Annotated in this window: 26 protein-coding genes, 1 tRNA gene and 1 other RNA gene; 12 read left to right on the top strand and 16 right to left on the bottom strand. The window is 38.9% G+C overall.

The window, feature by feature from the left end; translation table 11 throughout:
- Positions 1–144 precede the first annotated feature (144 nt).
- From DYI03_RS04895 to DYI03_RS04875, 5 genes are all read left to right on the top strand, one after another.
- Positions 145–1,419 carry a TolC family protein gene (locus tag DYI03_RS04895; RefSeq protein WP_021668496.1) on the top strand — a complete coding sequence of 425 codons (1,275 nt, stop codon included), beginning with the start codon at positions 145–147 and terminating at the stop codon, positions 1,417–1,419.
- A 74-nt stretch (positions 1,420–1,493) separates the two neighbouring features.
- Positions 1,494–2,528: an HlyD family secretion protein gene (locus tag DYI03_RS04890; protein ID WP_021668495.1), complete on the top strand. Its 1,035-nt coding sequence runs from the start codon at positions 1,494–1,496 to the stop codon at positions 2,526–2,528.
- Positions 2,521–3,969 carry an ATP-binding cassette domain-containing protein gene (locus tag DYI03_RS04885; protein ID WP_021668494.1) on the top strand — a complete coding sequence of 483 codons (1,449 nt, stop codon included), beginning with the start codon at positions 2,521–2,523 and terminating at the stop codon, positions 3,967–3,969. Before DYI03_RS04890 ends, DYI03_RS04885 begins: the two co-directional genes overlap by 8 nt.
- Positions 3,970–4,116: 147 nt before the next feature.
- Positions 4,117–5,181: an ABC transporter permease gene (locus tag DYI03_RS04880; RefSeq protein ID WP_036858582.1), complete on the top strand. Its 1,065-nt coding sequence runs from the start codon at positions 4,117–4,119 to the stop codon at positions 5,179–5,181.
- Positions 5,182–5,198: 17 nt separating this feature from the next.
- Positions 5,199–6,329, top strand: coding sequence for an ABC transporter permease (locus DYI03_RS04875; protein WP_021668492.1), 1,131 nt, complete (start codon positions 5,199–5,201; stop codon positions 6,327–6,329).
- A gap of 535 nt (positions 6,330–6,864) precedes the next feature.
- On the opposite strand, the gene DYI03_RS04870 is transcribed toward DYI03_RS04875, so the two are convergent.
- The 12 genes from DYI03_RS04870 to DYI03_RS04815 all read right to left on the bottom strand — a co-directional run bounded on the left by DYI03_RS04870 (position 6,865) and on the right by DYI03_RS04815 (position 17,889).
- Positions 6,865–7,839: a F0F1 ATP synthase subunit gamma gene (locus DYI03_RS04870; protein ID WP_004357181.1), complete on the bottom strand. Its 975-nt coding sequence runs from the start codon at positions 7,837–7,839 to the stop codon at positions 6,865–6,867.
- 11 nt (positions 7,840–7,850) lie between these two features.
- Positions 7,851–9,434, bottom strand: a complete 1,584-nt coding sequence (atpA, locus tag DYI03_RS04865) for a F0F1 ATP synthase subunit alpha (protein WP_004357288.1) — start codon at positions 9,432–9,434, stop codon at positions 7,851–7,853.
- 13 nt (positions 9,435–9,447) lie between these two features.
- Positions 9,448–9,984 carry a F0F1 ATP synthase subunit delta gene (locus DYI03_RS04860; protein ID WP_004357450.1) on the bottom strand — a complete coding sequence of 179 codons (537 nt, stop codon included), beginning with the start codon at positions 9,982–9,984 and terminating at the stop codon, positions 9,448–9,450.
- 7 nt (positions 9,985–9,991) lie between these two features.
- Positions 9,992–10,504 carry a F0F1 ATP synthase subunit B gene (atpF, locus tag DYI03_RS04855; RefSeq protein ID WP_004357303.1) on the bottom strand — a complete coding sequence of 171 codons (513 nt, stop codon included), beginning with the start codon at positions 10,502–10,504 and terminating at the stop codon, positions 9,992–9,994.
- 61 nt (positions 10,505–10,565) lie between these two features.
- The gene (gene atpE / locus DYI03_RS04850) at positions 10,566–10,808 is read right to left on the bottom strand and encodes an ATP synthase F0 subunit C (RefSeq protein ID WP_004357202.1); all 243 of its coding nucleotides are present in this window, start codon (positions 10,806–10,808) and stop codon (positions 10,566–10,568) included.
- Positions 10,809–10,859: 51 nt separating this feature from the next.
- Positions 10,860–11,972 (bottom strand): F0F1 ATP synthase subunit A, encoded by a 1,113-nt coding sequence (atpB, locus tag DYI03_RS04845; protein WP_021668490.1) that lies wholly within the window; start codon positions 11,970–11,972, stop codon positions 10,860–10,862.
- A gap of 9 nt (positions 11,973–11,981) precedes the next feature.
- Positions 11,982–12,407, bottom strand: a complete 426-nt coding sequence (locus DYI03_RS04840) for a hypothetical protein (protein WP_021668489.1) — start codon at positions 12,405–12,407, stop codon at positions 11,982–11,984.
- Between the two features lie 7 nt (positions 12,408–12,414).
- On the bottom strand, positions 12,415–12,654 hold the full coding sequence (gene atpC / locus DYI03_RS04835; protein WP_021668488.1) for an ATP synthase F1 subunit epsilon: 240 nt from the start codon (positions 12,652–12,654) through the stop codon (positions 12,415–12,417).
- A 26-nt stretch (positions 12,655–12,680) separates the two neighbouring features.
- Positions 12,681–14,207 (bottom strand): F0F1 ATP synthase subunit beta, encoded by a 1,527-nt coding sequence (gene atpD / locus DYI03_RS04830; RefSeq protein ID WP_004357504.1) that lies wholly within the window; start codon positions 14,205–14,207, stop codon positions 12,681–12,683.
- 64 nt (positions 14,208–14,271) lie between these two features.
- A complete protein-coding gene (pfkA, locus tag DYI03_RS04825) occupies positions 14,272–15,249 on the bottom strand; it encodes a 6-phosphofructokinase (protein ID WP_004357393.1) in 978 nt (325 codons plus the stop codon).
- Positions 15,250–15,410: 161 nt separating this feature from the next.
- Positions 15,411–16,406: a glycosyltransferase family 2 protein gene (locus DYI03_RS04820; RefSeq protein WP_021668487.1), complete on the bottom strand. Its 996-nt coding sequence runs from the start codon at positions 16,404–16,406 to the stop codon at positions 15,411–15,413.
- A complete protein-coding gene (locus DYI03_RS04815; protein ID WP_004357484.1) occupies positions 16,393–17,889 on the bottom strand; it encodes an oligosaccharide flippase family protein in 1,497 nt (498 codons plus the stop codon). Before DYI03_RS04815 ends, DYI03_RS04820 begins: the two co-directional genes overlap by 14 nt.
- A gap of 53 nt (positions 17,890–17,942) precedes the next feature.
- Here DYI03_RS04815 and DYI03_RS04810 point away from each other — a divergent pair, with 53 nt between their 5' ends.
- From DYI03_RS04810 to DYI03_RS04800, 3 genes are read left to right on the top strand one after another with little or no spacing between them, the layout of a single operon-like run.
- Positions 17,943–18,836 (top strand): glycosyltransferase family 2 protein, encoded by an 894-nt coding sequence (locus DYI03_RS04810; RefSeq protein WP_021668486.1) that lies wholly within the window; start codon positions 17,943–17,945, stop codon positions 18,834–18,836.
- On the top strand, positions 18,788–19,780 hold the full coding sequence (locus tag DYI03_RS04805; protein ID WP_004357516.1) for a glycosyltransferase family 2 protein: 993 nt from the start codon (positions 18,788–18,790) through the stop codon (positions 19,778–19,780). The genes DYI03_RS04810 and DYI03_RS04805 overlap by 49 nt, the downstream gene beginning before the upstream one ends.
- Positions 19,781–19,804: 24 nt before the next feature.
- Positions 19,805–20,908 carry a glycosyltransferase family protein gene (locus tag DYI03_RS04800; protein ID WP_021668485.1) on the top strand — a complete coding sequence of 368 codons (1,104 nt, stop codon included), beginning with the start codon at positions 19,805–19,807 and terminating at the stop codon, positions 20,906–20,908.
- A gap of 78 nt (positions 20,909–20,986) precedes the next feature.
- Here DYI03_RS04800 and DYI03_RS04795 read toward each other — a convergent pair whose 3' ends face one another.
- Positions 20,987–21,169: a hypothetical protein gene (locus DYI03_RS04795; protein ID WP_021668484.1), complete on the bottom strand. Its 183-nt coding sequence runs from the start codon at positions 21,167–21,169 to the stop codon at positions 20,987–20,989.
- Positions 21,170–21,596: 427 nt separating this feature from the next.
- Positions 21,597–21,770 (bottom strand): hypothetical protein, encoded by a 174-nt coding sequence (locus DYI03_RS13410; RefSeq protein ID WP_021668482.1) that lies wholly within the window; start codon positions 21,768–21,770, stop codon positions 21,597–21,599.
- Between the two features lie 120 nt (positions 21,771–21,890).
- Here DYI03_RS13410 and DYI03_RS04790 point away from each other — a divergent pair, with 120 nt between their 5' ends.
- The 4 genes from DYI03_RS04790 (at position 21,891) to DYI03_RS04775 (ending at position 26,034) form a co-directional block, all read left to right on the top strand.
- Complete coding sequence (locus tag DYI03_RS04790; RefSeq protein WP_021668481.1) at positions 21,891–22,526, top strand: HAD family hydrolase; 636 nt, start codon at positions 21,891–21,893, stop codon at positions 22,524–22,526.
- Positions 22,527–22,763: 237 nt separating this feature from the next.
- Positions 22,764–24,122: a tRNA (N(6)-L-threonylcarbamoyladenosine(37)-C(2))-methylthiotransferase MtaB gene (mtaB, locus tag DYI03_RS04785; protein ID WP_021668480.1), complete on the top strand. Its 1,359-nt coding sequence runs from the start codon at positions 22,764–22,766 to the stop codon at positions 24,120–24,122.
- Positions 24,119–25,114, top strand: a complete 996-nt coding sequence (locus DYI03_RS04780; RefSeq protein WP_021668479.1) for a glycosyltransferase family 2 protein — start codon at positions 24,119–24,121, stop codon at positions 25,112–25,114. The genes mtaB and DYI03_RS04780 overlap by 4 nt, the downstream gene beginning before the upstream one ends.
- Before the next feature lie 116 nt (positions 25,115–25,230).
- On the top strand, positions 25,231–26,034 hold the full coding sequence (locus tag DYI03_RS04775; protein ID WP_021668478.1) for a gliding motility protein GldB-related protein: 804 nt from the start codon (positions 25,231–25,233) through the stop codon (positions 26,032–26,034).
- A gap of 233 nt (positions 26,035–26,267) precedes the next feature.
- Here the strand turns inward: DYI03_RS04775 and DYI03_RS04770 are convergent.
- Both DYI03_RS04770 and ffs read right to left on the bottom strand, forming a co-directional pair.
- A tRNA-Thr gene (locus DYI03_RS04770) sits at positions 26,268–26,341 on the bottom strand.
- 1 nt (position 26,342) lies between these two features.
- An RNA gene (ffs, locus tag DYI03_RS04765) (signal recognition particle sRNA small type) lies at positions 26,343–26,441 on the bottom strand.
- Positions 26,442–26,547: the final 106 nt, after the last annotated feature.

Genomic DNA, 26,547 nt, shown 5'->3' with positions numbered 1-26,547 from the left:
ATCCTATGAAGCATACTCCATTTTCATGAAAAAGTATGGAGCAGAAACGCAAAATAAGCCCTATTTCAAACAAAATTCAAGGAAAATATTCGTTATATACGAAAGAAAACTTTAACTTTGCAAATAGTTCATACTTATTTACTTATGAAACATTTTATAATTATAATATTTCTCTGTTTGCCAATTCCCATGTTGGCTCAAACCAAGACACTTGCCGAATGTCAAGAACTTGCCGTGCAAAATTATCCATTGATTAAGAAACACGACCTAATTGCCCAAACAACAGCCACCGAAACAGATAACGTTGCCAAACAATGGTTGCCTAAAATCAGTGCATACGCCCAAGCAACCTTGCAAAGCGATGTGGTTACGTTGCCCGAAACAATGAACAATCTCTTAAAAATCACTGGTGTAGCGTGGGAAGGATTAAAGCGCGACCAATACAAAATAGGCATTGATGTGAACCAAATTATCTACGATGGAGGTGCCATAAAAAGTCAAAAAAACATCATTCGGCGACAAGGCGACTTGCAAGCAGCGCAAAACGATGTGAATATTTATGCGGTAAGGAAACGTGTAAACGAAATTTTCTTCTCCATTCTCTTTGCCAACGAAATGATAAAATTAAACGCTGACCGACAAACGCTGCTGCTTGCTAACGAAAAACAATTAGAGGCTATGCTCAAAGGCGGTGTTGCCACCGAAAGCGACTATGCTTCTGTGCGTGCCGAACGCCTCAATGTTATACAAGAAGAAAACAGTTTGCGAGCCAAACAAAAGAGCTTGCTCAGTTTACTATCTGCTTTCGTCGGAACAACCGTTAGTAACGTGGAAAAACCTGCCTCTATTCCATTGGCAAAGGGTGAAAACTATCGCCCAGAACTGCGCCTTTTAGATGCGCAAATCAAAGTTATCGATGCACAAGAAGCTGCTTTACATAGTCAGTTAATGCCAAAGTTAGGGGCTTTTGCAAGTGGTTTCTATGGTTATCCAGGCTTCGACATGTATGCCGATATGATGAATCGCCGCTTTTCACTGAACGGAATCGTGGGCTTAAAACTAAGTTGGGATATTTCTCCACTATACACTCGAAAAGGCGACAAGACTCGTTTACAATTGAAGCGTGAGACTGCTGAAACAGAACGTGCTACTTTCCTTTTCAATAGCAAGTTGGAGGAAATTCAGAACGACACTGAAATAGAGCGTTTCCAACAATTAATAGCAACCGACAACGAGATTATTCAACTACGAAGCAAAGTGAGAAAGGCTTACGAATCTAAACTCCGACACGGCATCATAGAAACAACATCACTCTTACAGGAGATTACGAAGGAGAATGCAGCAAAAACAAATCTTTCAACTCACGAAATAGAGTTATTAAAGCAACTTTACGATAAGAAAATCCTCTTGGCACAATAGTAGAAAAATTACTATTTTAAAGCGAAGGAAAACAAGTTGTTATCATCAAAAAAAGAAAATAAAAAACTCAAAATATGAAAAATAAACTATATTTTGGCTTACTTGTGGCGGCAACCATGATGAGTTGCAGCGATAAAGATTTGACCAACAAAGCCACAGGAACATTTGAAGCGACCGAAATTACCATATCAGCAAAGGCGTCAGGGCAAATCGAACGCCTCAATATTGTAGAAGGTCAGCAGCTGAAACAGGGCGAATTGGTGGGATTAATAGATGCCACTCAATTGCAATTGAAACGTAATCAATTGGCTACATCGAAGAAAAAGCTAAATGCAAGCCGACAGCAAATAGCGACAACGCAACGCCAAATGGCAGCCAATCGGGCGGCTAACGATAGCAGAACTTTAGATTTGGGAAATCAAATCGCATCTTTGCAACAACAAATCGCCAATTTAAAGCGAGAAAAACAACGCTTTCAAGAACTTTTAGACGATGGTGCAGCGACACGAAAGCAAGTAGACGACATTGAATACAATATCTTGGTGTTGCAAAAGCAATTGGTTGCCACACAAGAACAATTAGCAAGTGCGAACGAAAGTCTATCCCAACAAAGCAAAGGCATTAATGCGCAGATAGAAGGCTTAGATGCTCAACGTGCAATGGTCAAGGCTGACGATGAGAATTTAACCATAGAAACATCGCAGATTGACGACCAAATTAGCAATACCAACATTGTTTCGCCTATCAATGGTATCGTTTTGGAGAAGTATATGGAACAAAGTGAATTTGCAGTAGCAGGCAAACCGCTTTTCAAAATGGCTGATACCAACCAAATGATAATGCGTGCTTACATCACTTCCGAGCAATTGATGAATGTAAAAGTGGGACAAATAGTGAAAGTTTTTGCCGATTACGGAAATGAGCAACGCAAGGAATATAAAGGAAAAATTACATGGATAAGCAATAAAAGCGAGTTTACACCAAAGACAATACTCACCGATGACGAACGAGCCGACTTGGTTTATGCCATAAAAATAAGGGTGAAAAACGATGGTTACATCAAAATCGGAATGTATGGGGAAGTAGAATTGTTGGGCGAAAATGATTAAAGTAACTGACCTTTCAAAGTCGTACGGAAACGTTTGTGCGTTAAACAACGTTTCATTCGAAGTTGGTAAGGGCGAAATATTTGGTTTAATAGGACCTGACGGAGCAGGGAAAACCACGTTGTTTCGCATTCTTACCACACTCTTGCTGCCAGATGAAGGCACAGCAATCGTAGATGGGTGCGACACTGTCAAAGATATGAAACGCATAAGGCAAAATGTTGGCTACATGCCCAGCAAGTTTTCGCTTTATCAAGACTTAACTGTGGAAGAAAATCTTGACTTTTTTGCTACTTTATTTGGGACAACTATCGAAGCTGGTTACGAACTTATCAAACCCATTTACGCCCAAATTGAACCTTTCAAAGATAGGAAAGCAGGGGCATTGTCGGGTGGAATGAAACAAAAATTAGCCCTTTCGTGTGCCTTAGTGCATAAGCCTATGGTGCTATTTCTCGATGAACCCACAACGGGAGTAGACCCTGTCAGTCGCAAAGAGTTTTGGGAAATGCTGCAATCGCTGCGCAATCAAGGCATTACCATTGTAGCCTCAACCCCTTATCTTGATGAGGTTAGACAATGCGAACGCGTAGCTTTCCTTGCCGAAGGGAAGATACAAGGCATTGATATGCCCGAAATCATACTTGAACGCTTTGCTAACGTGTTCAATCCGCCACCAATTGACAAACTTAAAGCGGAAGTAACGGAAAGTGAAAACGTGATTGAAGTAGAACATTTGGTCAAGGCTTTTGGCACTTTCAAGGCGGTTAATGACATCAGTTTTAAGGTTAAACGTGGAGAAATCTTTGGTTTCTTAGGAGCAAATGGTGCAGGAAAAACCACTGCAATGCGCATTCTGACAGGATTGAACCAACCTACGAGCGGCAAAGGCATGGTTGCAGGCTACGATGTGGCTACGGAATACGAACAAATCAAGCAGCATATTGGTTATATGAGCCAAAAGTTCACGCTCTACGAAGACCTCACTGTAAAGGAAAACATTCGTTTGTTTGCAGGTATCTATGGTTTATCTACTGCGGAAATTAGCAAACGCACTAACAAATTATTGGAAAGCATGCACTTTACAGAACATAAAAACGACATTGTAGCCTCATTGCCACTCGGTTGGAAACAGAAATTAGCCTTTTCTGTAAGCATTTTGCACGAACCCGATGTGGTTTTCTTGGACGAACCAACGGGGGGTGTAGACCCAAAGACACGCCGCCAATTTTGGGAACTCATCTACGAAGCTGCCAAACGAGGTATCACCGTCTTTGTTACTACCCACTATATGGACGAAGCCGAATATTGCGACCGCCTAAGTATCATGGTAGACGGAAAAATTGCAGCAATGGGAACGCCCAACGAGTTGAAAGAAAAGTATAAACAGGCGGATATGAACCATGTTTTCACCTATTTGGCACAACAAGCCAAACGCACTTAAAAGAGAGGAAACTTTGATTTGTTTTTAAAAGATAGAATTATGAACGCAAAGAAAGGAAATCAACAACAAGAAAACTTGACTACCATACACCAAAAAGGGTGTAACAAGGGAGCAAAACCGCTTTTCTTATCGTTCGTTATCAAAGAAATGCGGCATATCTTCCGGGACAAACACACGTTATTAATACTTTTTGGAATGCCCATTATATTGATGTTTCTCTTTGGATTTGCGCTATCCATTGAAGTAAGAAATATCAGAACTGTCGTGGTTACTTCGTCTATGGACAACCAAACGCAAGCCATGGTAGAGGCATTGAGGGTCAGTGAATATTTCAAAATTACCCATTGTGTTGCGACACCCACAGAGGCAGAACGATTAATGCGCAACCAAGAGGCTGATATGGCAGTTACCTTTTCGCAAAACTTTGCCAATAAACAGGGCGGAATACAGTTGATAACCGACGGAACAGACCCAAACATGGGACAACAATACAGCAATCTTGCCACACGCATACTGCAACAACACCTCACAAGCAAACAGTTGAAAGGAAAAAGCCCTACCCTTTCGGCATCGCCTGTAAGTATCAAATTGCTCTACAACCCACAAATGAAAAGTGCTTATAACTTTGTACCAGGTACAATGGGATTGCTTTTAATTTTGATTTGCACCATTATGACTTCTATAAGCATTGTGCGAGAAAAAGAACGTGGCACCATGGAAGTGCTTTTGGTAAGTCCCATCCGTCCTATCCTCATCATTGTGGCAAAGGCAGTCCCCTATATGCTCGTATCATTCGGCATTCTTAGCATTATTTTACTCATGGCACGCTTCGTTTTGAACGTTCCTTTGGCAGGTAGTATCTTTTGGATTGTAGCCATTTCTGCAGTTTATATCATCATGTCGCTTGCCTTAGGACTGCTCATTTCAACCATTGCAGAAACCCAAATTGTCGCCCTGCTCATGTCGGCAATGCTACTCTTAATGCCCAGTATGTTGCTCAGTGGAATGATGTTCCCTATCGAAAGTATGCCAGATGCGTTGCAATGGATTTCCATAATAATGCCGCCACGCTATTATATCAGTGCCATGCGCAAGCTCATGATTATGGGTGTGGGATTGGAAAGTATCTTGAATGAACTCGCAATGTTGGTTGGAATGATGACTTTCTTCCTCTTCATCGCCCTCAAAAAATTTAAAACACGATTAGAATAACAAACAGTAAACGACAGATGGATAATAAAGAACCGAAAAAACATAAAAGGCAAAACATAAAACGGTTGCGCTTTTTGTTAGAGAAGGAGTTTTTACAAATCTTTCGCAATGGTTTCATGCCTAAAATGATAGTTGCCTTTCCACTGTTTGTTATGTGCATTATGCCATGGGTGCTGACAATGGACGTAAAAAACATAAAGGTGGATGTGGTAGACAACGACCATTCTACCCTTTCGCAACAACTTGTACAACACATTGTAGCAAGCAATTACTTTATTTTCCACAAGCAGCAGAACACATATACCGAAGCAATGAAGAGTATTGAGAAGTCGGAAACCGATATTATCATTACTATTCCACAACATTTTGAGCGCGACAAGATGAATGGACTGATGCCACAGGTGTTCATTGCTGCCAATACTGTGAACGGAACAAAGGGAATGATGGGCAGTAGCTATTTAAGTAACATCGTTACACGCCAATTGTATCCCGAAATAGATGTGATAGAATCAAACATTTCGACCCTTTATTTGTACAACAAACACTTGAATTACAAACTCTACATGATACCTTCATTGATAGCAATGTTGCTGATGATGCTCTGCGGATTTCTTCCAACATTGAACATTGTGGCAGAAAAAGAAGCGGGAACCATTGAAGCTATCAACGTTACCCCAGTTGGGAAATGGACGTTTATTTTGGCAAAGCTCATTCCTTATTGGCTCATTGCTATTTTAGTCGTTACGATTTGTTTCATCATCGCATGGCTACTCTACGGCATAACATCGGTGGGCAGCCTGCCGCTGGTATATTTGCTTTGCATTTTGCTTGCCTTTGTCTTCAGCGGCTTAGGCTTAGTCATTTCCAATTACAACGAAACCATGCAACAAGCTGCCTTCACCATGTGGTTCATCATCATGATAATGATAATGATGAGCGGACTTTTCACACCTTCACGCTCTATGCCCGATTGGGCATATGCTACCACTTACCTCAACCCAATGCACTATTTCATAGGTGCCATAAGAACCATTTTTGTACGTGGAGGCGACTTCCAAAGTATAGCATCGCAAGTTTGGTCGCTCCTTGCATTTGCCATTGCCATGGATACTTGGGCGGTGGTAAGCTATAAGAAGAATAGTAAATAACCGATAGTATCTCTCCCACACCTTAAAAACAAAACAATTAAGGGCTAACACACTTTCACGAGACGTTAGCCCTTATCGTTTTTCATTTGTTCCCCTATCTTCCAAACTCCAATTAACGGTATTCTGTGTCAGTACTCTTGCGAGAGTACCAGAGTACTTATGGGAAAGTACCAGAGTACTCATAGGAAAGTACTGCAATACTTCCATAGGAATACTGCTACGAAAGCCTTTGCATCGTAAGCATCCAATATTAGCCGAAATCTTAGAAATATTTAGTAGATTCTTACAAGAAGAAGTTACTACGCAACTTTTCAGCAAGACTTTTCGGACTGAAAGATTCTTTTTTCATAACATAACTTCCTCTGTTCCATCTCTCCTTTGCTTGTCTTTTCAATCTGCCTATATTATTTTAAACAATATTCCACCACCTTTGTCTTCAAATGAATATCATTTATATATAAATAAAGCACCCCAAAAAGTTTTGTATCGAACTTTTGGGGTGCAATTCAGTTTGTTTATTATGCGAATTGAAGGATTAGTTGTTTACTGAACCTCCAACAATATCTAATAATTCAGAAGTAATAGCAGCCTGACGAGACTTATTATACTGAAGATTTAAGCCACGAAGTAATTCGTCAGCATTATCTGTTGCTGTTTGCATCGCCACCATACGCGCAGCATGTTCAGAAGCATTACTATCTAACAATGCCGTATAGACCATTAAATGAAGCAATTTAGGCACCAGAGAAGTCAAGACTGTTTTAAGGTCTGGTTCAACAATAAAATCATCGTTCAGTGGTTTCACCTCTTTACTTTCTCTTGGTTGCTCCGCTTTACCATGTTTCTTGAGATATTCTTGCGTCTTTTTCGTTACGACATTTGTAGTTAAGTCGCGTTCGTGGTCAGCATTCAACTCTGTTTCCAAATCAATAGGCAAATAAGTTTTGCGTGTAAGAATTTGAGTTCCCGCACTTTTAAAATGATGATAAATCATTTCTACTTTGTCTATTTTCTCTTCCAACCAAAGTTTTTCAATCTCTATGGCAATACGTTGGCATTCTCCAGAATTGGGCTTATCGGCTAACTCTATGAACGAGCCAGCACTTTTAAGTCCCATCTTAGCCACCTTCTCAGCCACTTTGCGCCCAATTGGATAAACAATAATATTATCTTTTTCTATGCCTGTAGCCAAATATTCATTGACTGTATTTTGTAGCATTTTGATAACATTACCATTGAAACCTCCACACAACGAGCTATTTGAAGAAAAAACAAGCAAAGCAACACGCTTAACAGGTCGTTCTTGGGCGAAAGGAGTATCCACATCAGGAGTAGACACCAAGAATGCTTTTAAAATATGTTCAAGCATATTTTCATAAGGGAGCATATTCTCGATAGCTACTTGAGCATGGTGAAGTTTACTCGATGCCACCATTTTCATAGCACTTGTAATTTTACGAGTGTTATTAACGCTGGCAATTCGAATTTTAATTTCTTTTAAAGATGGCATTTCTACTTCTCTTATTTATATTGTGCAGTAATATTGCTCATAACCTCTTTGATAACATTCACGTCATCATCAAGAAGTTTTCCAGATGCAAGATTGTCAATAATTTCCTTATGTGTATTACGCATACTTTCAAGGAATTGGTCTTGACATTCGCGAACATTCTCTACTGGTACAGCTGACATTAAGCCATGCACACCGCAATAAAGAATTGCAATTTGTTCACCTACAGGCATTGGGTTGTATTGAGGTTGGATAAGCAATTGGTTGTTCTTACGTCCACGATCCAAAGTCATTGCTGTAACCTTGTCCATATCAGATGAGAACTTTGAGAAAGCTTCCAACTCACGATACTGAGCCATATCAATTTTTAATGTACCAGCAACCTTCTTCATACTCTTTACTTGTGCAGAACCACCCACACGAGATACAGAGATACCTACGTTAATAGCTGGACGGAAACCTTGATTGAAGAGGTCGCTCTCCAAATAAATCTGACCGTCAGTAATTGAAATTACGTTGGTTGGAATATAAGCTGATACGTCGCCTGCTTGTGTTTCAATAATAGGAAGAGCGGTCAATGAGCCACCACCCTTAACGTGTCCTTTCATACATTCTGGAAGGTCGTTCATTTTCTCTGCAATTTCTTGTTGGTCGTTGATACGTGCAGCACGTTCCAACAAACGAGAGTGAAGGTAGAAAACGTCTCCAGGATATGCTTCACGACCAGAAGGACGACGAAGAATCAATGAAACTTCACGATAAGCTACTGCCTGTTTTGACAAGTCATCGTAAACTACCAATGCAGAATGACCACGATCGCGGAAATATTCTCCAATAGCAGCACCTGCGAAAGGAGCGTAATACTGCATGGCAGCAGGGTCGGCAGCCGTTGCACTAACAATAATAGTGTAAGGCAAAGCACCATGGTCGCGCAATGTTTGCACAAGGTTAGCCACAGTTGATGCTTTTTGACCAATCGCTACATAAATGCAATATACAGGTTTTCCTTGTTCATAGAATCCCTTTTGATTGATAATAGTATCGACAGCAATTGCAGTTTTACCTGTTTGGCGGTCTCCAATGATAAGCTCACGTTGTCCACGACCAATAGGAATCATAGAGTCTACACCCTTGAGACCTGTCTGCAATGGTTCTTTTACAGGCTGACGATAAATCACTCCAGGAGCTTTTCTATCCAATGGCATTTCAAACGATTCAGACAAGTCTATCTCACCTTTCCCATCAATAGCTTGACCAAGAGGATTAACGACACGTCCTAAGAAGTTGTCATTTACACGAATAGAAGCAATACGGTGAGTACGCTTTACGCTCTGTCCTTCTTTGATACCCGCAGTTGGACCGAGAAGAATACAACCGACATTGTCTTCTTCCAAGTTCATGACAATAGCCATCGTGCCATTTTCAAACTCCAAGAGTTCATTAGCCTCAGCATTGCGAAGTCCATAAATACGAGCCACACCATCACTGATTGTCAGTACGGTACCAACTTCATCAAACTTTTCCTCCGCATTAATGCCTTGAAGTGCTTTTAACAGAACTTCAGACACTTCACTTGGTTTAATTTTATCTGACATGTGTAATTTTCTTTTATTTCTTTAACTGTGTGAGGACTGCATTGAGCTTTGTCTTCACGCTTGCATCCATTTTGTATGTATCATACTCAAGGATGAATCCACCAATAATATCGGGGTCTACGTTGGTATTAAATTCTACAGTACCTTGCGCTTTTGCATGTACTAAGTCTTTCATTTTTTCCTCGATACTTGGGGTAACAGGAACAGCTGTTGTAAGCTTTCCCTGAATAATATTCTTCTGCTTCCTATAAAGCGTGATGTAAGAGTTCGCAATAAAAAGGAGGATTCCTTCACGCCCTTCTCTCAAAACAAGAGCAAAGAATGTTTTTAAAAGCTCGCTAACGTTACCGCCAGTTGCTACCTCCAACAACTCTTGTTTTTTATCTTTAGGGAGCATAGGATTATCTATTGTGAAACGCAATTCAGCTACTTCCGAATAACTTCCGAGCAGTGTTTGTATTTCGTGATAGATTTCATCTTCTTGCTGATGCACCATTGCACCTTTGAGGAGCGCCCGTGCATAGCGAACAGATATTACACCTATATCCATAATCTATTTATTTACTTACGTTGCTTACAGGTGAAGAAACATTATCCAGCAATTTTCCTATTAATTCCATCTGCTTATCATTGTCAGCAAGCTGCCCACGTAGAATTTGCTCTGCTACCTTTACACTGATTTCAGCTACCTGACCACGAATATCATTGAATGCATTTTGCTTCTCTGCTTCGATTTCGGTTTTTGCTTCAGCTATGATACGAGCACTTTCTTCATGTGCCTTATCTTGCGCTTTTCCAACAATTGCATCACGTGTAGCAGTTGCCTCTTTCAAAAGAAGAGCTTGCTGCTCACGTGCTTGCTGCATGACGGATTCACCTTCTTTCTGAATATTGGACAACTTTTGATTGGCTTCCTTTGCCTTTCTAAGACTATCGTCTATATATTCCTTTCTTTCGTTGACCATGTTAATAATCACTGGGAAACCAAATTTTATAACAATGACTGCAACGATAAGGAAGACGAGTGTCATCCAAAATAGAAGTCCACTATTGGGAATTAATAAATCCATACGCTGGTTTTGTTCTTTCTAAATTTATTGGGTACAGCACTAAGTGCTTGTAGCCCCACTATTACATTACGATTGCGAGAATTGATACAATCACAGCCAAGAAGGCAACACCTTCAATCAACGCAGCTGCGATAATCATTGATGAACGGAGATCACCAATTTTCTCTGGTTGGCGAGCCATAGCGTCCATAGCTTGACCACCAATACGACCAATACCCAAACCGGCACCAATAGCAACTAAACCTGCACCAATGGCAGCACCTAATTTTGCAATAGCAACGTCTGCTAATAATAATGATAACATAATCTTTAAGCTTTTAATTTATTATTAATTTTAATTTTCTATCTCTTTATTTTATGCTTCGTGTCCTTTTACATGTGCTTGCGAAATAAATACGGCGCTCAACATTGTGAACACTAATGCTTGGATATAACTTACCAACAATTCAAGCAACATCATGAAAACACTCAAACCTACTCCTAAGATTGACATACCCGTACCTGCTCCCCAATTGGCAATTGCATTGTCGGCAATACCAAACATGATGAAGATGATAGCACAGAAACACAATGCGATGGCGTGTCCAGCAAACATATTTGCAAAAAGACGGATAATCAACGCCAATGGTTTTGTGAAAATACCAAAGAGTTCGATAATAGGCATCAATGGCACTGGAAACTTCATCCATACAGGCACTTCTGGCCAAAATATTTCTTTCCAATATTCTTTTGTTCCTGTAAAATTGGTAATGAGGAACGTACAAGTACCTAAGAAGAAGGTACAAGTGATGTTACCTGTCAAGTTACCACCTCCTGGGGGGAAAGGAACCAACCCCATAAGGTTAGCAAAAAAGATGAAGAAGAAACAGGTGAGTAACCATGGAGCATACTTTGGAGTTTCTTCGCCCATACATGGTTTGATGACATCGTCATGAACACTCATGATAAACATGTGCATCAAGCCTGTAAAGCCCTTTGGGGCTGGGTCGGTAGCTTTATGCTTGCGACACCAACGAGCTGGAATAAGAATGACTAACAGCAGCAAAATACCATCGATAAATACGGTACATGCAGCTTTTGTTAATGATATATCAAGTGGTCTTACCTCTTGTCCATCTATTTTTTCAACGATTAAGTTTGGATTTGTTTTATCGTCGCCATTCTTAATAAGAAGATTATAAGGACCTGGTCGGTCGCCATTTGCATCACGTTCTTCTGAAAATTCTTCGCTACTAAATACATGCCAGCCTGTTGAAGACTTTACTATAATAGGAAGATGGATAATAACAGGGTGGGAATTTCCTTCCGAACCCAATTCTGTTATGTGCCATTCATAAGAATCTTTGATATGTCCCCATAAAATCTCTTTCACGTCTACTTCGCCTTTCTTCGACATATCGCGAGCGAAAGTCGGAGCAAAAGCTGTAAACAAGAACAACAAGAGTAATACTTGTTTGATACGTTTCATATCGTCTTATTATTTATTTTTATTATTTTTTTCTATGCGGAAGAAATAAACACTATCGAAAATCATGGTTGCAATATAGTATATTACGAACACAGATACGAAAGTTAAAATCTTTTCGCTTTCCCCACGATTGACAAGCGCACCAATAAGGATTGCTATTATCGCAAGAAACATTCTCAACATAGACCCTGCTAAATAGAATTTACCTAATACATTAGGCGAATTAGTAGCAAAATATTTCCATGCCTTGCCATAGAATTTACCTGTAACAAGGAAGAAAATAGCACTAACCATAAGTGGAATTTCAAAATTAAACTGCAAAAACACCTGCGTTAGGAGCAATCCCAACAGGGTAAGTCCTACGACAAGCCACAGATTAATCTTTTGATACCTTTTTTCTACTTTAGCTATATCCACGTTTTCAAAGATTTGCATTAAGTTTTTACAACTCAACGCAGAGGTTTACCTCATTTCGTTTCACTTCCACAAAGCCACCTTTGACCATGATTGGTTTTTTCTCATCGTTGATAGTATAAACTACTCGTCCTTCTACCAATGTAGAAATGATAGGTGCGTGATTGTTGAGAATTTCAAATTCTCCCATTTCACCTGGAACGAGTACGTTTTCTACTTCGCCTTGAAAAAGTATCTTCTCTGGTGATATAATTTTTAGAACTAACATTAGTAAACTTTTTTATTTGTTTCTAATTAGCCCTGAGCTGCTGCAAGAAGTTTCTTAGCTTTTTCCTTAGCATCTTCAATAGTACCTACATTAAGGAATGCTTGTTCAGGGAGGTCATCAACTTCACCGTCCAAAATAGCATTGAAGCCCTTAATTGTATCTTCGATAGGCACCATTACACCAGGAATACCTGTAAATTGTTCAGCAACAGTAAATGGCTGCGACAAGAATCTCTGTACACGGCGTGCGCGGTTTACGACCAACTTGTCCTCATCAGACAATTCGTCCATACCCAAAATTGCGATAATATCTTGCAATTCGTTGTAGTGTTGCAACAATTGTTTTACACGTTGAGCGCAATCATAGTGTTCTTTACCTACAACCAATGGGTCAAGGATACGCGATGTACTACCTAATGGGTCTACGGCTGGATAAATACCGAGTTCTGTAATTTTACGACTCAATTCGGTTGTTGCGTCCAAGTGGGTAAATGTTGTTGCAGGAGCAGGGTCAGTCAAGTCATCGGCAGGCACATAAACCGCTTGTACAGAGGTAATAGACCCTTTCTTTGTAGAGGTAATACGCTCTTGCATCGCACCCATTTCACTTGCCAATGTTGGTTGGTAACCTACGGCAGAAGGCATACGACCAAGAAGTGCAGACACCTCAGAACCAGCTTGTGTGAAACGGAAGATATTATCAATAAAGAACATAATATCAGCAGCTTCTCCGTCCTTTCCACCATGGTCGCGGAATTCTTCAGCAACGGTCAAACCAGAGAGTGCGACAGAAGCACGCGCCCCTGGAGGTTCATTCATCTGACCATAAACAAGTGTTGCTTGTGATTTCTTAATTTCTTCTTTATCAATGAGCGAAAGATCCCATTTACCTTCGTCCATTGCCTTACGGAACTTTTCGCCATAACGAATAACGCCTGACTCCAACATATCTCGAATCAAGTCGTTACCTTCACGAGTACGTTCACCAACACCTGCAAAGACAGAATAACCATTGTGTCCTTTTGCGATGTTGTTAATCAATTCCATGATAAGGACGGTTTTACCAACACCAGCACCACCGAACAATCCGATTTTACCACCTTTCATATAAGGTTCGAGCAAATCGATTACTTTGATACCTGTTGCCAACATTTCTTTTTGAGTTGACAACTCATCGAATTTAGGAGCTTCACGGTGGATAGGATATGCGCCTTCCATGTGGAGTTCTTCCATACCATCGATAGGTTTGCCTATCACATTCATCATGCGACCTTTGATTTGTTCACCAGCAGGCATAACAATTGGGCTACCTGTTGGTATAACTTCCAAATTACGTTGCAAGCCTTCGGTATTGTCCATAGCAACACATCTTACAGTGTCTTCACCGATGTGCTGTTGCACTTCGATAATCAGGTCTTCTCCGTTAGGGCGCTTTACGCTAAGAGCCTCGTAAATCTTTGGGAGGACTTTCTCTGGGTCTTCTCCTTTAACATCAAAGTAGACGTCAATTACTGGTCCAATAATTTGGGAAATACGTCCATTTATCTGTGACATACGCTTTAATTTATTATTTTTTTATGCTTTAATTTTCTTGGTTAACAATTTATCCTTTCAAGGATTATATGCTTAGCACTTCCAATATTTTAATTAGTTTTTTATCAAAAGGCTTATCTGAACGAATAGCCTCAGATAGTGGTACATAAACTACTTCATTATTTCGGACTCCTACCATAATGTTTCGTTGTCCTTGCATAATTGCCTCTATTGCGCCATATCCCGTTCTACTTGCAAGAATTCTATCGCGCGCCGATGGGCGTCCTCCTCGTTGCAAATGTCCAAGTATTGAGACTCGAACATCGTAGTTTGGGAATTCTTTTTTAACACGGTCAGCATAATACATCGCTCCGCATTTGGGGCTTTCTGAAACGATTACAATACAACTTCTTTTCGACTTTCTAATCCCTCGTTCCATGAACATTGCCAATTGGTCTACGTCGGTAGAATCTTCTGGAATGATAGCCGCTTCTGCTCCAGAAGCTATTGCTGAGTTCTGTGCAAGGAATCCTGCGTCACGTCCCATTACCTCAACGAAAAATATTCGCTCGTGACTTTGTGCTGTATCGCGGATTCTATCCACACATTCCATGATTGTATTGAGGGTTGTGTCGTAGCCTATCGTGCTATCGGTTCCATACAAGTCGTTATCAATTGTACCTGGCAGCCCTACACAACATAAGTCGTACTCTTGAGCAAAGTTCATTGCTCCTGTCAAAGAGCCATTACCTCCGATTACAACAAGTGCCGAAATACCTTCTTTTTTAATATTTTCGTAAGCTTTTTTGCGTCCTTCTTTTGTTTTAAATTCTTCCGAACGTGCAGACTTTAGGATTGTCCCTCCTTCATCAATGATACCACTTACGTTTTCTGTTGTGAATGTTTTTATTTCTCCAGAAATTAATCCGTCAAAGCCCCGATAGATTCCTTTTACAGAAAAACCATTATAAATACCAGCACGTGTTACGGCTCTAACAGCAGCATTCATACCTGGAGCATCGCCGCCCGAGGTTAAAATGCCTATTGTTTTAACTTTAGCCATATTTTTGTTTTTGTCTAAATCGTAGTATTTTAATTTGGCACAAAGTTAGTGAAAAATTATTTAATACAAAAATTGTTATGGAATTATTTTTTTTAGTGCCTATTTTAGCATTTAAAACAGGCTGTTTTGAACATTAAAACAGGCTCTTTTCACAAATCGATTTATAGTTGCTCTTTATTTTTTCTCAACAATGCACGCAAAGAAAAGAACAATTCTTCTTGCAATCTGAAAGTTATCCACGAATTTTTCAGGGGTATATAACCAAACCTTCTTGACAAATGCTTAGGCAATCGATTGACTTCAATTGTCTTCCATGTTTCTTTCAATAGGTGTAAACCTTCTTTTCGTTCGTTTGGTTTCAATTCGTTACGATGCAAGAAATAAAACATGTAAAGCCCGATAAGATTTCTCCATCGCACTTCTTCGTATAAATCAAGGATTTGTTCAGATTCTTTTAGCAATTCTAATTGTCGCTTCATACTCTTATTGGCTAACAAATAATCGAATCGACGAAGGTTTATTCTATGGGTTACTGACGATTCGTGTTGGCGATAATAGTAGATAGCATCGCATACTCTCACTTCTCTTGAATTTAAATAATGTAAGCGTGTTGTGTTGTCGTCGCTATATGACAAGGCACTTTCATCGTATGGAAATTGCAAATGTATGGTTTTTCGAACGACATAAACGCCATGTATTTTCCAAGTTAAGCTATCGATAAAAGCGGTATACCCATCTTTCTTTTCAAATTCGTCCATGGAATAATCTTCTTCTCGTCCATCGGGGAATACGTTTTTAACATGAAAAAGAACTGCATCGGTAATGGGGAAAGCTACGAAAGTATGGTAAATATGCTCAAAAGCATCAGCTGAAACCCAATCATCGCTATCTACAAAAGCTACAAAATCGCCAGTAGCAACTTTCAAACCTGCGTTTCTCGCTTTTGCGCTACCGCTATTTTGGGGCATTTCTACTATCTTTATGCGTTTATCCTGTTGGGCATAAGTGTGCAAAATGGCAAGCGAATCATCGGTTGAAGCATCATCAATACAGATAATTTCAATATCTTCAAGTGTCTGTTTCATCAACGAATTTAAACATTGCGCCAAATATTTTTCAGCATTATAAACTGCTACCAATATGCTAACTTTCGCCATGCTTCCCAAAAAACTTTAAAAATTTATTTACTAAACTGTTCCAAAGATTGGTTTTCTTCCTTAATATAGAGAGCGAAATAGCGGCACTAATAAGAGCCAATAAGAACCCTCCACCCCAATAAATCAAAGGATTAGCACTTTGAGTAACTGCAAACGTCAAGAAGCCTATCGGTATTTGAAGTGAGGAATAGCGCAAAACTTCTTTTGATAGCTTATAATTGTAACGCCAACGAGTATAAACAACAGTAAAAAAGGTATCAATAACTCCCGCAAAAGTTACTCCCAAACCTGCTCCAAAGAGTCCATAACGATTGAAACTATAGAGTACTGCCACAACCAAAATAATGTCGTAAATGGCTTCAAGCAACAAATATGAAACGGAATCGCCTTTGGCTAACGGAATATATTGCACAGGAAGGCACATTGCACGAAAGTACATTGCTAACATTATAACTTGCATCATGCCCAAAGCTGGCAAGAATTTGCCCGTATATAATAATGGTAGAAGAATAGGAAGAAGCAAAGCAAACAAAACTAACAAGGGGGATACCAACAATAACATTACTTCTATTTGCCTATTTACAATCTGATTGAAGCTGAAACGCAACTGATTGACACCTGAAAGGCGTGGAAAATAATCGGTTTCCATGGCTGCAAAAACCATTCCAACATAGGTCATCGTCAGCATATAACCTGCATTGAACAATCCCACAGTGTCTATTCCGTCTACATTATTCATGTAACTTCGTATCACAAAGTCGGCTCCCGAACCTAAAACGCCAGCTAAAACAAAGGCAATACCCAAACGTATCATATCCAAACCATCGCGTAAAGACCGAAATTTATTCATTAATTTCAACGAATAAGTACGATATGAATAAACAATGGTCAATATCATTTGGATAAAAGCCATAATGATAAGCGAGGGAACAATGGCTTTTTCTCTAAAAAAATAGTAAAGCGGAACGGACGTTATCAATGCTCCTAATACATTATAAATAGAGATGAAAGCCAAGTTTTTTAGTTTTCTGATGCCTTTTAATATAGCAAGTTCACCACTTGATATGGCCATCATGAACACAATAGGCGATAAAAGTATAAAATGAAGTGTGTGTCCATTCCATGAAAAAGTAAACTTACTGAGCAGTGGACTTAACAAAATGCAAAGCAACATACCCAACAATCCTGCCAATAAACTCCACGAACGCACTAATTTAACAGTATCTGCTAATTTTATTTCATCGCTTTTATCGAAATATTCTGAAATGTTTTTTACGGCACTAATAGAGATTCCAAAGTTTGTAGAGTCGCTCATTAGCTTCAAAGTGGAATTGAACAATGATATTAAACCCATTCCGTCAGGTCCTAATATCATTGCCACCAACTTATTCCTAACCATTCCCACCAATATATTAAGCGTCTGAACTCCGCCAAAAAGTCCAGTATATTGAAGAATATGCTTGTAGCCGTTTGTTTTTTTCATTATTATTTAAACGTAAGTTAAAAGTTTTTATTATTTTTGCAACAAGGAAAAATATGGAACTAAGTATCATCATACCCGTTTATAATGTTGAAAACACACTCCGTCGATGTGTGGAAAGTGTTCTCAATCAATCGTTTCAAGACTTTGAAATGATTCTTGTGAATGATGGTTCTAAGGATAAATCGGCTAAAATTGCTGACGACTATGCTGCAAAAAATAATAAAATTCGTGTTATTCATCAGCAAAATCAAGGACTTTCAGCTGCTCGTAACGCAGGAATAAGACTTGCAAAAGGTAATTATATCACCTTTATTGACTCCGATGATTTTGTGGATTTGCACACTTACCAACAGCTTATGGAGCGTTTAGCCCAGCATTCTGAATATGATATACTTGAATTTTCGGTCATTGAGAAATATGGTTCAAAGCAAGAAAGGCAACTCATTTTGCCCGAAAAGCTCTACACCGACCCATCTAAATATTGGTTAGAAGGTCAAACTTACTTGCATACATACGCTTGTAACAAAATATATCGACGAGAACTTTTCGACAAAATAGAGTTTCCACGAGGCAAAAACTTTGAAGATGCGCACACACTTCCAAAGCTAATAAATGCAGCAAAAGTCATAGCAACAACGAGTATCGGAACATATTATTATTGTTGGAACGATGCAGGTATCACTGCTAATGCTAACGGACAAGACTTAACCAGCTTATTAGAAGCTCACTTGAACTACATCAACAATGGTGGAAGAATTGATAGCAGATATTACGCTCATATATTAAACATTCAATTAGATGTTTACGAGGCTACAAAGGCAAAACCATTGCTCCCTACTCTCCCCTATTATGGAACTCTGAAACTTCTATTACTTCACTTTTTAGGATTAAAAGGCTTATGCAAACTCAACCAAATCATACACAAATTAGTAAAAAAACACCATTAATAAGTTTCATTATTACCTACTATAATGAGCCAGTCAATATGCTAAAAGCGTGTATTGAGAGTGTTCTTGCGCTCTCTCTGACTGATGAAGAACGAGAAATCATAGTCATTGATGATGGTTCTAACCTTTCTCCGCTTGATTTGCTGACCGATATTACTAACGAAATTTTCTATATTCGACAGCCCAATCAAGGATTAAGTCAAGCCCGCAATACTGGTATTACGATGTCATCAGGTCAATATCTCCAATTCATTGATGCTGATGATTATCTTATTCCGCACAACTATGAGAAATGCTTGGACTTTATACGATTTAAAAATCCTGATATGGTCTTGTTCGATGAAACAAGTAAGGAGACAACAAGCCTACAATTACCAAAAGATGAGGTGATTTCAGGAACAGAATATATACGCAATAACAATTTAAAAGCAAGTGCTTCTGGCTATATTTTTAAGAAGAATTTATTACTAAACCTTCGCTTTACGAAAGGAATTTTGCACGAAGACGAAGAGTTTACACCACAACTTATTATTCGTGCCGATAAAGTTTACGATACGCAAATAGCTGCTTATTTTTATAGACAGCGAAACGATTCTATTACACACAAGAAGGATAAACGTTGGAAAATAAAGCGTTTGCAAGACACAGAGCAAATTATTAAAACGTTACAAGATAAGGCTGACCTCATGCCACCTAAGGAACGTAGCGCAATGAACCGTCGTGTAGCTCAACTTACAATGGATTACATTTACAATACAATTATTCTCACACACGATGAGCAATATCTTAATCATGTAATTCAGCGACTTGAGAAACGTGGATTGTACCCTTTGCCAGCAAAAAACTATACGAAAAAGTATAAAACATTTAGCATCTTAATCAAAACAAAGATTGGTCGCAAAATTTTAATCAACACGCTCCCATTGATTAAAAGTGGACATTAAACCCACTTGAATAAATAAAAACAAATGCGTATACTATTATTTGGCGAATACAGCAACGTTCATCATACGCTAAAACAGGGGTTAGAACAACTTGGACACACGGTTGTTATAGCCTCTAATGGGGATTATTGGAAAAATTATCCACGCGATATTGACTTAGCTCGCCCCAAAGGAAGGTTCTCAGGCATACGTCTGTTGCTTCAACTCTTCGCCAATTTAAGAAAAATGCGTGGATTTGACATTGTACAAATTATCAATCCTATCTTCATAGACTTAAAAGCACCTCATAATCTTCGCCTTTACAAGTACTTACGCAAGCACAATAAAAAAATAATTATGGCCGCTTTCGGCATGGATTACTATTGGGTGCACGTCAATAGCACCACTATGCCACTGCGTTATAGCGACTTTAATATCGGAAAAGAACTGCGTACCAACAAAGATGCTATCATTGAAAGAAAAGATTGGGTGGGTACTGCAAAAGAAACATTGAACAAACTCATTGCCAACGACTGCGATGGCATTGTAACAGGACTCTACGAATACGATGTTTGCTATCGTCCTATCTTTCCAAACAAAACAAAATTTATTCCATTCCCTATCGTTACAGAGGGGAAAAGTCAGACTATTAAGCGACAAGAAAGACCACTCCGATTGTTTATTGGCATCAGTAAGAATCGTTCAGAATACAAAGGAACTGATATTATGCTGCGAGCTGCACAAGCTGTAAAGGCTGATTACCCTGACAAAATAGAATTACGCATTGCTGAAGGCATTCCTTTTGATGAATATGTAAAATTAATGGAAGGGTCAGATGCTATTCTCGACCAACTTTATAGCTACACTCCGTCTATGAATCCATTAGAAGCAATGAGCCGTGGTCTTATTTGTATTGGTGGCGGAGAACCTGAAAACTACGAAATTATTAACGAAACCGAATTGCACCCTATCATCAATGTTGAACCAAACTACGATAGTTGTTACCAACAAATAAAAGATTTGGCACTTCACCCTGAGCGCATTCCACAACTCCAACAACAAAGCATTGATTATATTCGTAAACATCACGACCACATGAAGGTGGCAAAAAGCTACGAAGAATTTTACAAATCTTTCCTTGAAAAATAGAAAGAAACAAGAACCCTATAAAAACAAGAACGCCAAACTCTGAGAGTCTGGCGTTGTTTTTACTTGTGTAAGCAGTAATTACTTAACAGAGTCTGTAGCAACTGCTGAATCTGCAACTGCTGAATCTGCTGTCATAGAGTCAGCATTAACTGTTGTATCAACCTTAGCTGAGTCAGCGTTAGCTGCTGGTTTGCTGTTACCACCGCAAGATGCGAAAGAGATAGCTACGAAAGCTACTGCTACAAAAAATAACTTCTTCATTTTCTTTTGCTTTTTAAATCTGTAAAACGATCATTTGTTTCTTAAAACGTTGCAAAGGTAGGTATTTTTTTTAATTACAGCATACTTTTTAGACTTTTTTTTTACCTCTTTTTGTAACAAAAACGTAAAGCTCTGATTTACAATACAATACAAAATTATTTTCATTGTTAAATATTGCTAACGATAAAAGGATACGTATCATTTTACGCTTTTTATGAGTTTTTGCGACAATATTGAGATGAAAAAAGTAAGAAATAGGCGACTAATAAGAATAGTATTATATATAATAAGGTAAAAGAGCAAGAAAAATATTGCAGACATAAGTATTTAGAGTTTCATTTACTCAAAAATAGGCTGAAAGAAGATAGGGTTCTAACGTTTTTACAATCTGGATAAATATTTATTCTAATCTTATTTATACTGCTATTTATGCAAATAAAGCTACAAAAGAGGCACTTCCGTAAACCACTGAATATAAAGCAATTACAAAACTCATATTTCCTGTAATAAAAAACCTATTGTTTTGCGCTTCAAAACAATAGGTTTTGGGCTTCAAAAGAGCCTGTTTTGAAAATTGAAACAATGGGTATGATGTTTTCATTGTGTATTTATATTCATTAATATAATAAAAAATAGAGAGAGTAAAAGATACTTTTTAAGCAATGTTTTATTGGAAAAATTATCGTACTTTTGTAGCAATAAAACTACAATAAAACAAGAAATGAGTTATAAACACATCGTTTTTGATGTTGATGGAACATTGGTTGATAACAAAAAAGCTGTGATTTCAACGTGGCAAGAAACCATTTTACAACTAACTGGACGTACCTATGAAGCCAAAAAGTTAGCGTTTGTAATGGGTGTGAATAGCGAAACGGCATTGAAAGAATTAGGATTGAGCCGTGCTGACGAAGTGTTTAAAACATGGGAAAATATCTATCTGAAACATCAAGATGAGGTACAGTTGTTCGAAGATATTGAGTTCACCTTACGAAAACTACAAGATGAAGGTTATCAATTAGGTATCGTTACGTCAAGAACACGCTATGAACTATGCAATGACATCACTCTTACCAACTTACTTCCATGCTTCCAACAAATAATTTGTGCCTCAGACATCACAGAACCCAAACCCTCACCTGCTCCACTTTTGGCTTATTTGAAAAAAAGCAATGCCACAACCAACGAAACACTTTACATTGGCGACATTCTCAACGATGCTTTATGTGCAAATGCTGCAAATGTAGCTTTCGCATGGGCGGCTTGGAGCGACAACGACCCAACAATAGCCAACAAAGCCAAATACATTTTGCACACTCCCAAAGACTTATTCTTGCAAAATATTCTGAACAAATAATACGAAATTTGGTGTTATAGCAGAATAGCATTACCTTTGCAAAGAAAAGAAGCTCAATGCCAACGCTTTTCACAAGAAGAAAGAAAGGAAAAGTTTCTTTATTGCGGATAGCACTGCATGCTTGTTCAGCGTAAAAGTCGAATCAAACGGAGGAAATATTCGGACTTGTGAACAACATGAGAGGCATCATGAACGCCCCACCCCACATATATTAATAGAAAATCCTCCACAAAAAATATGATAGATACATCTTCCTTTCAAGGTAAAACAGCAAAATATTACACATTAGGTTGCAAGCTAAACTTCTCAGAAACAAGTACCTTTGCACGCAGCTTGCGCGAAATGGGTGTCAGAGAAGCCAAAAAAGACGAAATTGCTGATATTTGCCTTATCAATACTTGCTCGGTAACCGAAGTTGCCGACCACAAATGCCGCCAAATCATCAACCGTATGGCAAGACAAAACCCTGGTGCATTTATCGTGGTTACAGGGTGTTACGCCCAGTTGGGAAGCGAACGAGTGGCAGAAATACCAGGTGTAAACTTGGTTTTGGGTAGCAATGAAAAAGCAAACTTAATACAATTTTTGAGCGATGCATGGAACAACCCTACAATAGGCACAAATAGTGATGAAGAAAAGAAGAAAGCAATCTTCCATTCCGTTAAAACAAAGGATATTGTAACCTTCCAGCCCAGTTGTTCACGAGGCAACAGAACTCGCTATTTCTTGAAAGTACAAGACGGATGTAACTACTTTTGCACCTATTGCACCATACCTTATGCACGAGGTTTTTCACGCAATCCAACAATACAATCCTTAGTTGAGCAAGCCGAACAAGCAGCAAAAGAAGGCGGAAAAGAAATAGTTTTGACAGGTGTAAACATTGGCGATTTTGGCAGAACAACAAGCGAAAGTTTCTTAGATTTAGTCAAAGCATTAGACCAAGTAGAAGGCATTGAACGTTTCCGTATAAGTTCTTTAGAACCAGACCTTATCGACGATGAACTGATAAGATATTGCGCTACATCGAGAGCCTTTATGCCTCACTTCCACATTCCACTACAAAGTGGCTCAGACGAAGTTTTAAAACTTATGCATAGACGCTACGACACAGCACTTTTTGCCCACAAAATAAACTTAATAAAAGAAATTACGCCCGATGCTTTCATTGGTGTCGACGTTATGGTGGGCTGCCGTGGCGAAGAGCCGCAATACTTCGATGATTGCTATAACTTTCTTTCTTCTCTGCCAATCACCCAACTTCACGTTTTCCCCTACTCGGAACGCCCAGGCACATCGGCGCTCTCAATTCCTTACGTTGTAGACGAAAAAGAGAAAAAATGCCGTGCTCGTCAATTGTTGCAACTCTCTGACGAGATGACCCACAAGTTTTACGCAGAACATATCGGAAAAGAAGCCGAAGTTTTGCTCGAAAAAGCAGTACGTGGAAAATCAATGCACGGATTTACAAAGAATTACATTCGAGTGGAATTAAATCCAACACAAGTGCGTGAAGAATATGATAATCAAATCATAAAAGTGCGCTTGGGCGATTTCAATTTCGATAAAACAGCCTTAAAAGTAGAAATCCTATGAGAGTAGCCATCGTTATTTTAAACTGGAATGGGCGCACCATGTTGGAAAAATATCTACCCTCTGTGGTAAGATTTTCCCAAGAAGAAGCAGAAGTTATCATAGCCGACAACGCCAGTACGGACGATTCTTTGGAGTGGCTGGAGCAAAATTTTCCACACATCAGAACGATAGTTCTTGACAAAAACTACGGCTTTGCAGGTGGCTATAATATGGCTTTAAAACAAGTGGAAAGCGAATATTACATCTTATTGAATAGCGATGTAGAAGTAACCCACCATTGGTTGTCGCCCTTAATCGAACAGATGGACGCCCACAAAGAAATAGCAGCTTGCCAACCGAAATTACTTGCCATGCACGACAAAGGAACTTTCGAATATGCAGGGGCAGCTGGAGGCTTCCTCGACAAATATGGCTACCCTTATTGTAGAGGGCGCATTTTTGACACTATTGAGCAAGATTTAGGACAATACGACTCCAATCTTGAAATATTTTGGGCTACTGGCGCCTGCCTCATGATACGTTCAAAAGACTATTGGGCAGTAGGCGGACTTGACGAACGCTTCTTTGCACACAACGAAGAAATAGACCTTTGCTGGCGATTGCAACTTGCTGGACGCAAAATTTATTGTATTCCAAGTAGCGAAGTCTATCACGTTGGTGGCGGAACGCTCCCAAAATCGAACCCAAGAAAGACCTTTTTGAATTTCAGAAACAACCTCACTATGTTGTGGAAAAACCTACCTGACAATGAGTTAAGACTTATTATGCGCCGTCGTTGGTTCTTAGATTATTTAGCAGCCCTACAAATGTTGGTACTAAAATTCAATTGGGGAGACTTCATGGCGGTAATAAAAGCACGAAGAGCATTCAAAAAATGGCGCAACAGCTTTGAACGCACACCACAAAAAGGATTTGCAGACAAACGAGATAAATTCTCTATACTATGGTTGTATTATGCAAAAAAGTGTAATATATTCAGTAAATTACCATAAGAGAAAAGGAAGAAACATGAATTTTATTTTAACCTTTTTTGCCAAAAACTTGTATGATTAAATGTTTTTTAGTATTTTTGCAAACAGAAATAGTTTCTAAAACGAGTATCTTTTAGGTGAAAAAGGTTTATTACATATTATTTATATTGTGCATTGCTTTAACAAGCTGCCAATTAAAGGTAACATCGGGAGACGATGTTGCCGATGATAATGTATCCATAGAACGATACGACCGATTAGAATATCGCTATCTCACCACTGGCGACTTCTCTGCATTGCAACAGATGAATACCGATTACCCCATGGAAACTCGCACATTGATAGAAGATATCATTCAATTGGGCGATGCACGCGACCCAGATATCAATACAAAATTCTTGAAATTTTATCAAGACACTACTTTACAAGCAATGATAGCTTCAGTTGAATCGGAATATGCGAATATTGACGACCTCAATTCGCAACTTAATTCTGCATTCAAATTCTTGAAACAAAAGCTACCAAACCTTGAAACCCCACGCTTTTATGCACAAATTTCAGCCTTAGACCAAAGCATTATCGTGGGAAATGGCAGCGTAGGTATTTCGTTGGACAAATACATGGGCGAAAACTTCCCACTCTATCAGAAATACTATTCGCCACTTCAACGGCAACAAATGACCCGTGAACATATTGTTTCCGACTGCCTATCATTCTATTTAATGAGTGTCTATCAAATAAAAGACTACGATAAACGCCCACAAATAGAGCGAGATTTGCACATGGGAAAAATACAATGGGTAGTAAATCAAGCGCTATCACGCAGATTTTATAGAACAAGATACGTCGCAATGGTAGAAAATTATGTACAGGAACACCAAAAAATATCATACGACGAATTACTAAAAATGACCGATTACACCAAGTTTATTAAGAAATAAATGGTTAAAATAAGCGTTATTAGAAACGTTCCTGCAACTTTCTGCAAAGCTATAACGCACTGATAATCAATTTTTCACGACAAGAAATACGATTACCATATCTATCAAAAGTCATTCTTTTCTCTTTTTGGAGAACAAAACAAAATATTTTTCCAAACTTTTGTGGCTGAATACCACACTTTCAAAAAACAAAAAAAGGAGCATCAATAATTGATACTCCTTCGTTTTCTTTGAGCCTCTTGTCGGATTCGAACCAACGACCCCGAGATTACAAATCACGTGCTCTGGCCAACTGAGCTAAAGAGGCGGGTGGGCAAGCTATTCTTATCGCGTCGCTACAACCTTTTTCCCTTGCTACGTTCCCGTCCTGGGGTATTCAAAGGGAGCTGACCGTAAGAGACTTGCCCATAATAGGCTCGCCATTTCTGAAAAGCGAGTGCAAAGATAGTAAAATAATTTTAAATACACCAAGGAATAGCCTCGCTTTTTTCGATTTTAACAAAAAAATATAAT

The sequence above is a fragment of the Prevotella disiens genome (assembly GCF_900454955.1).
Taxonomy (GTDB): Bacteria; Bacteroidota; Bacteroidia; order Bacteroidales; family Bacteroidaceae; genus Prevotella; species Prevotella disiens.
The sequence above is the reverse complement of the archived record's forward strand: the minus strand, read 5'-3'. Positions and strand labels throughout refer to the sequence as shown.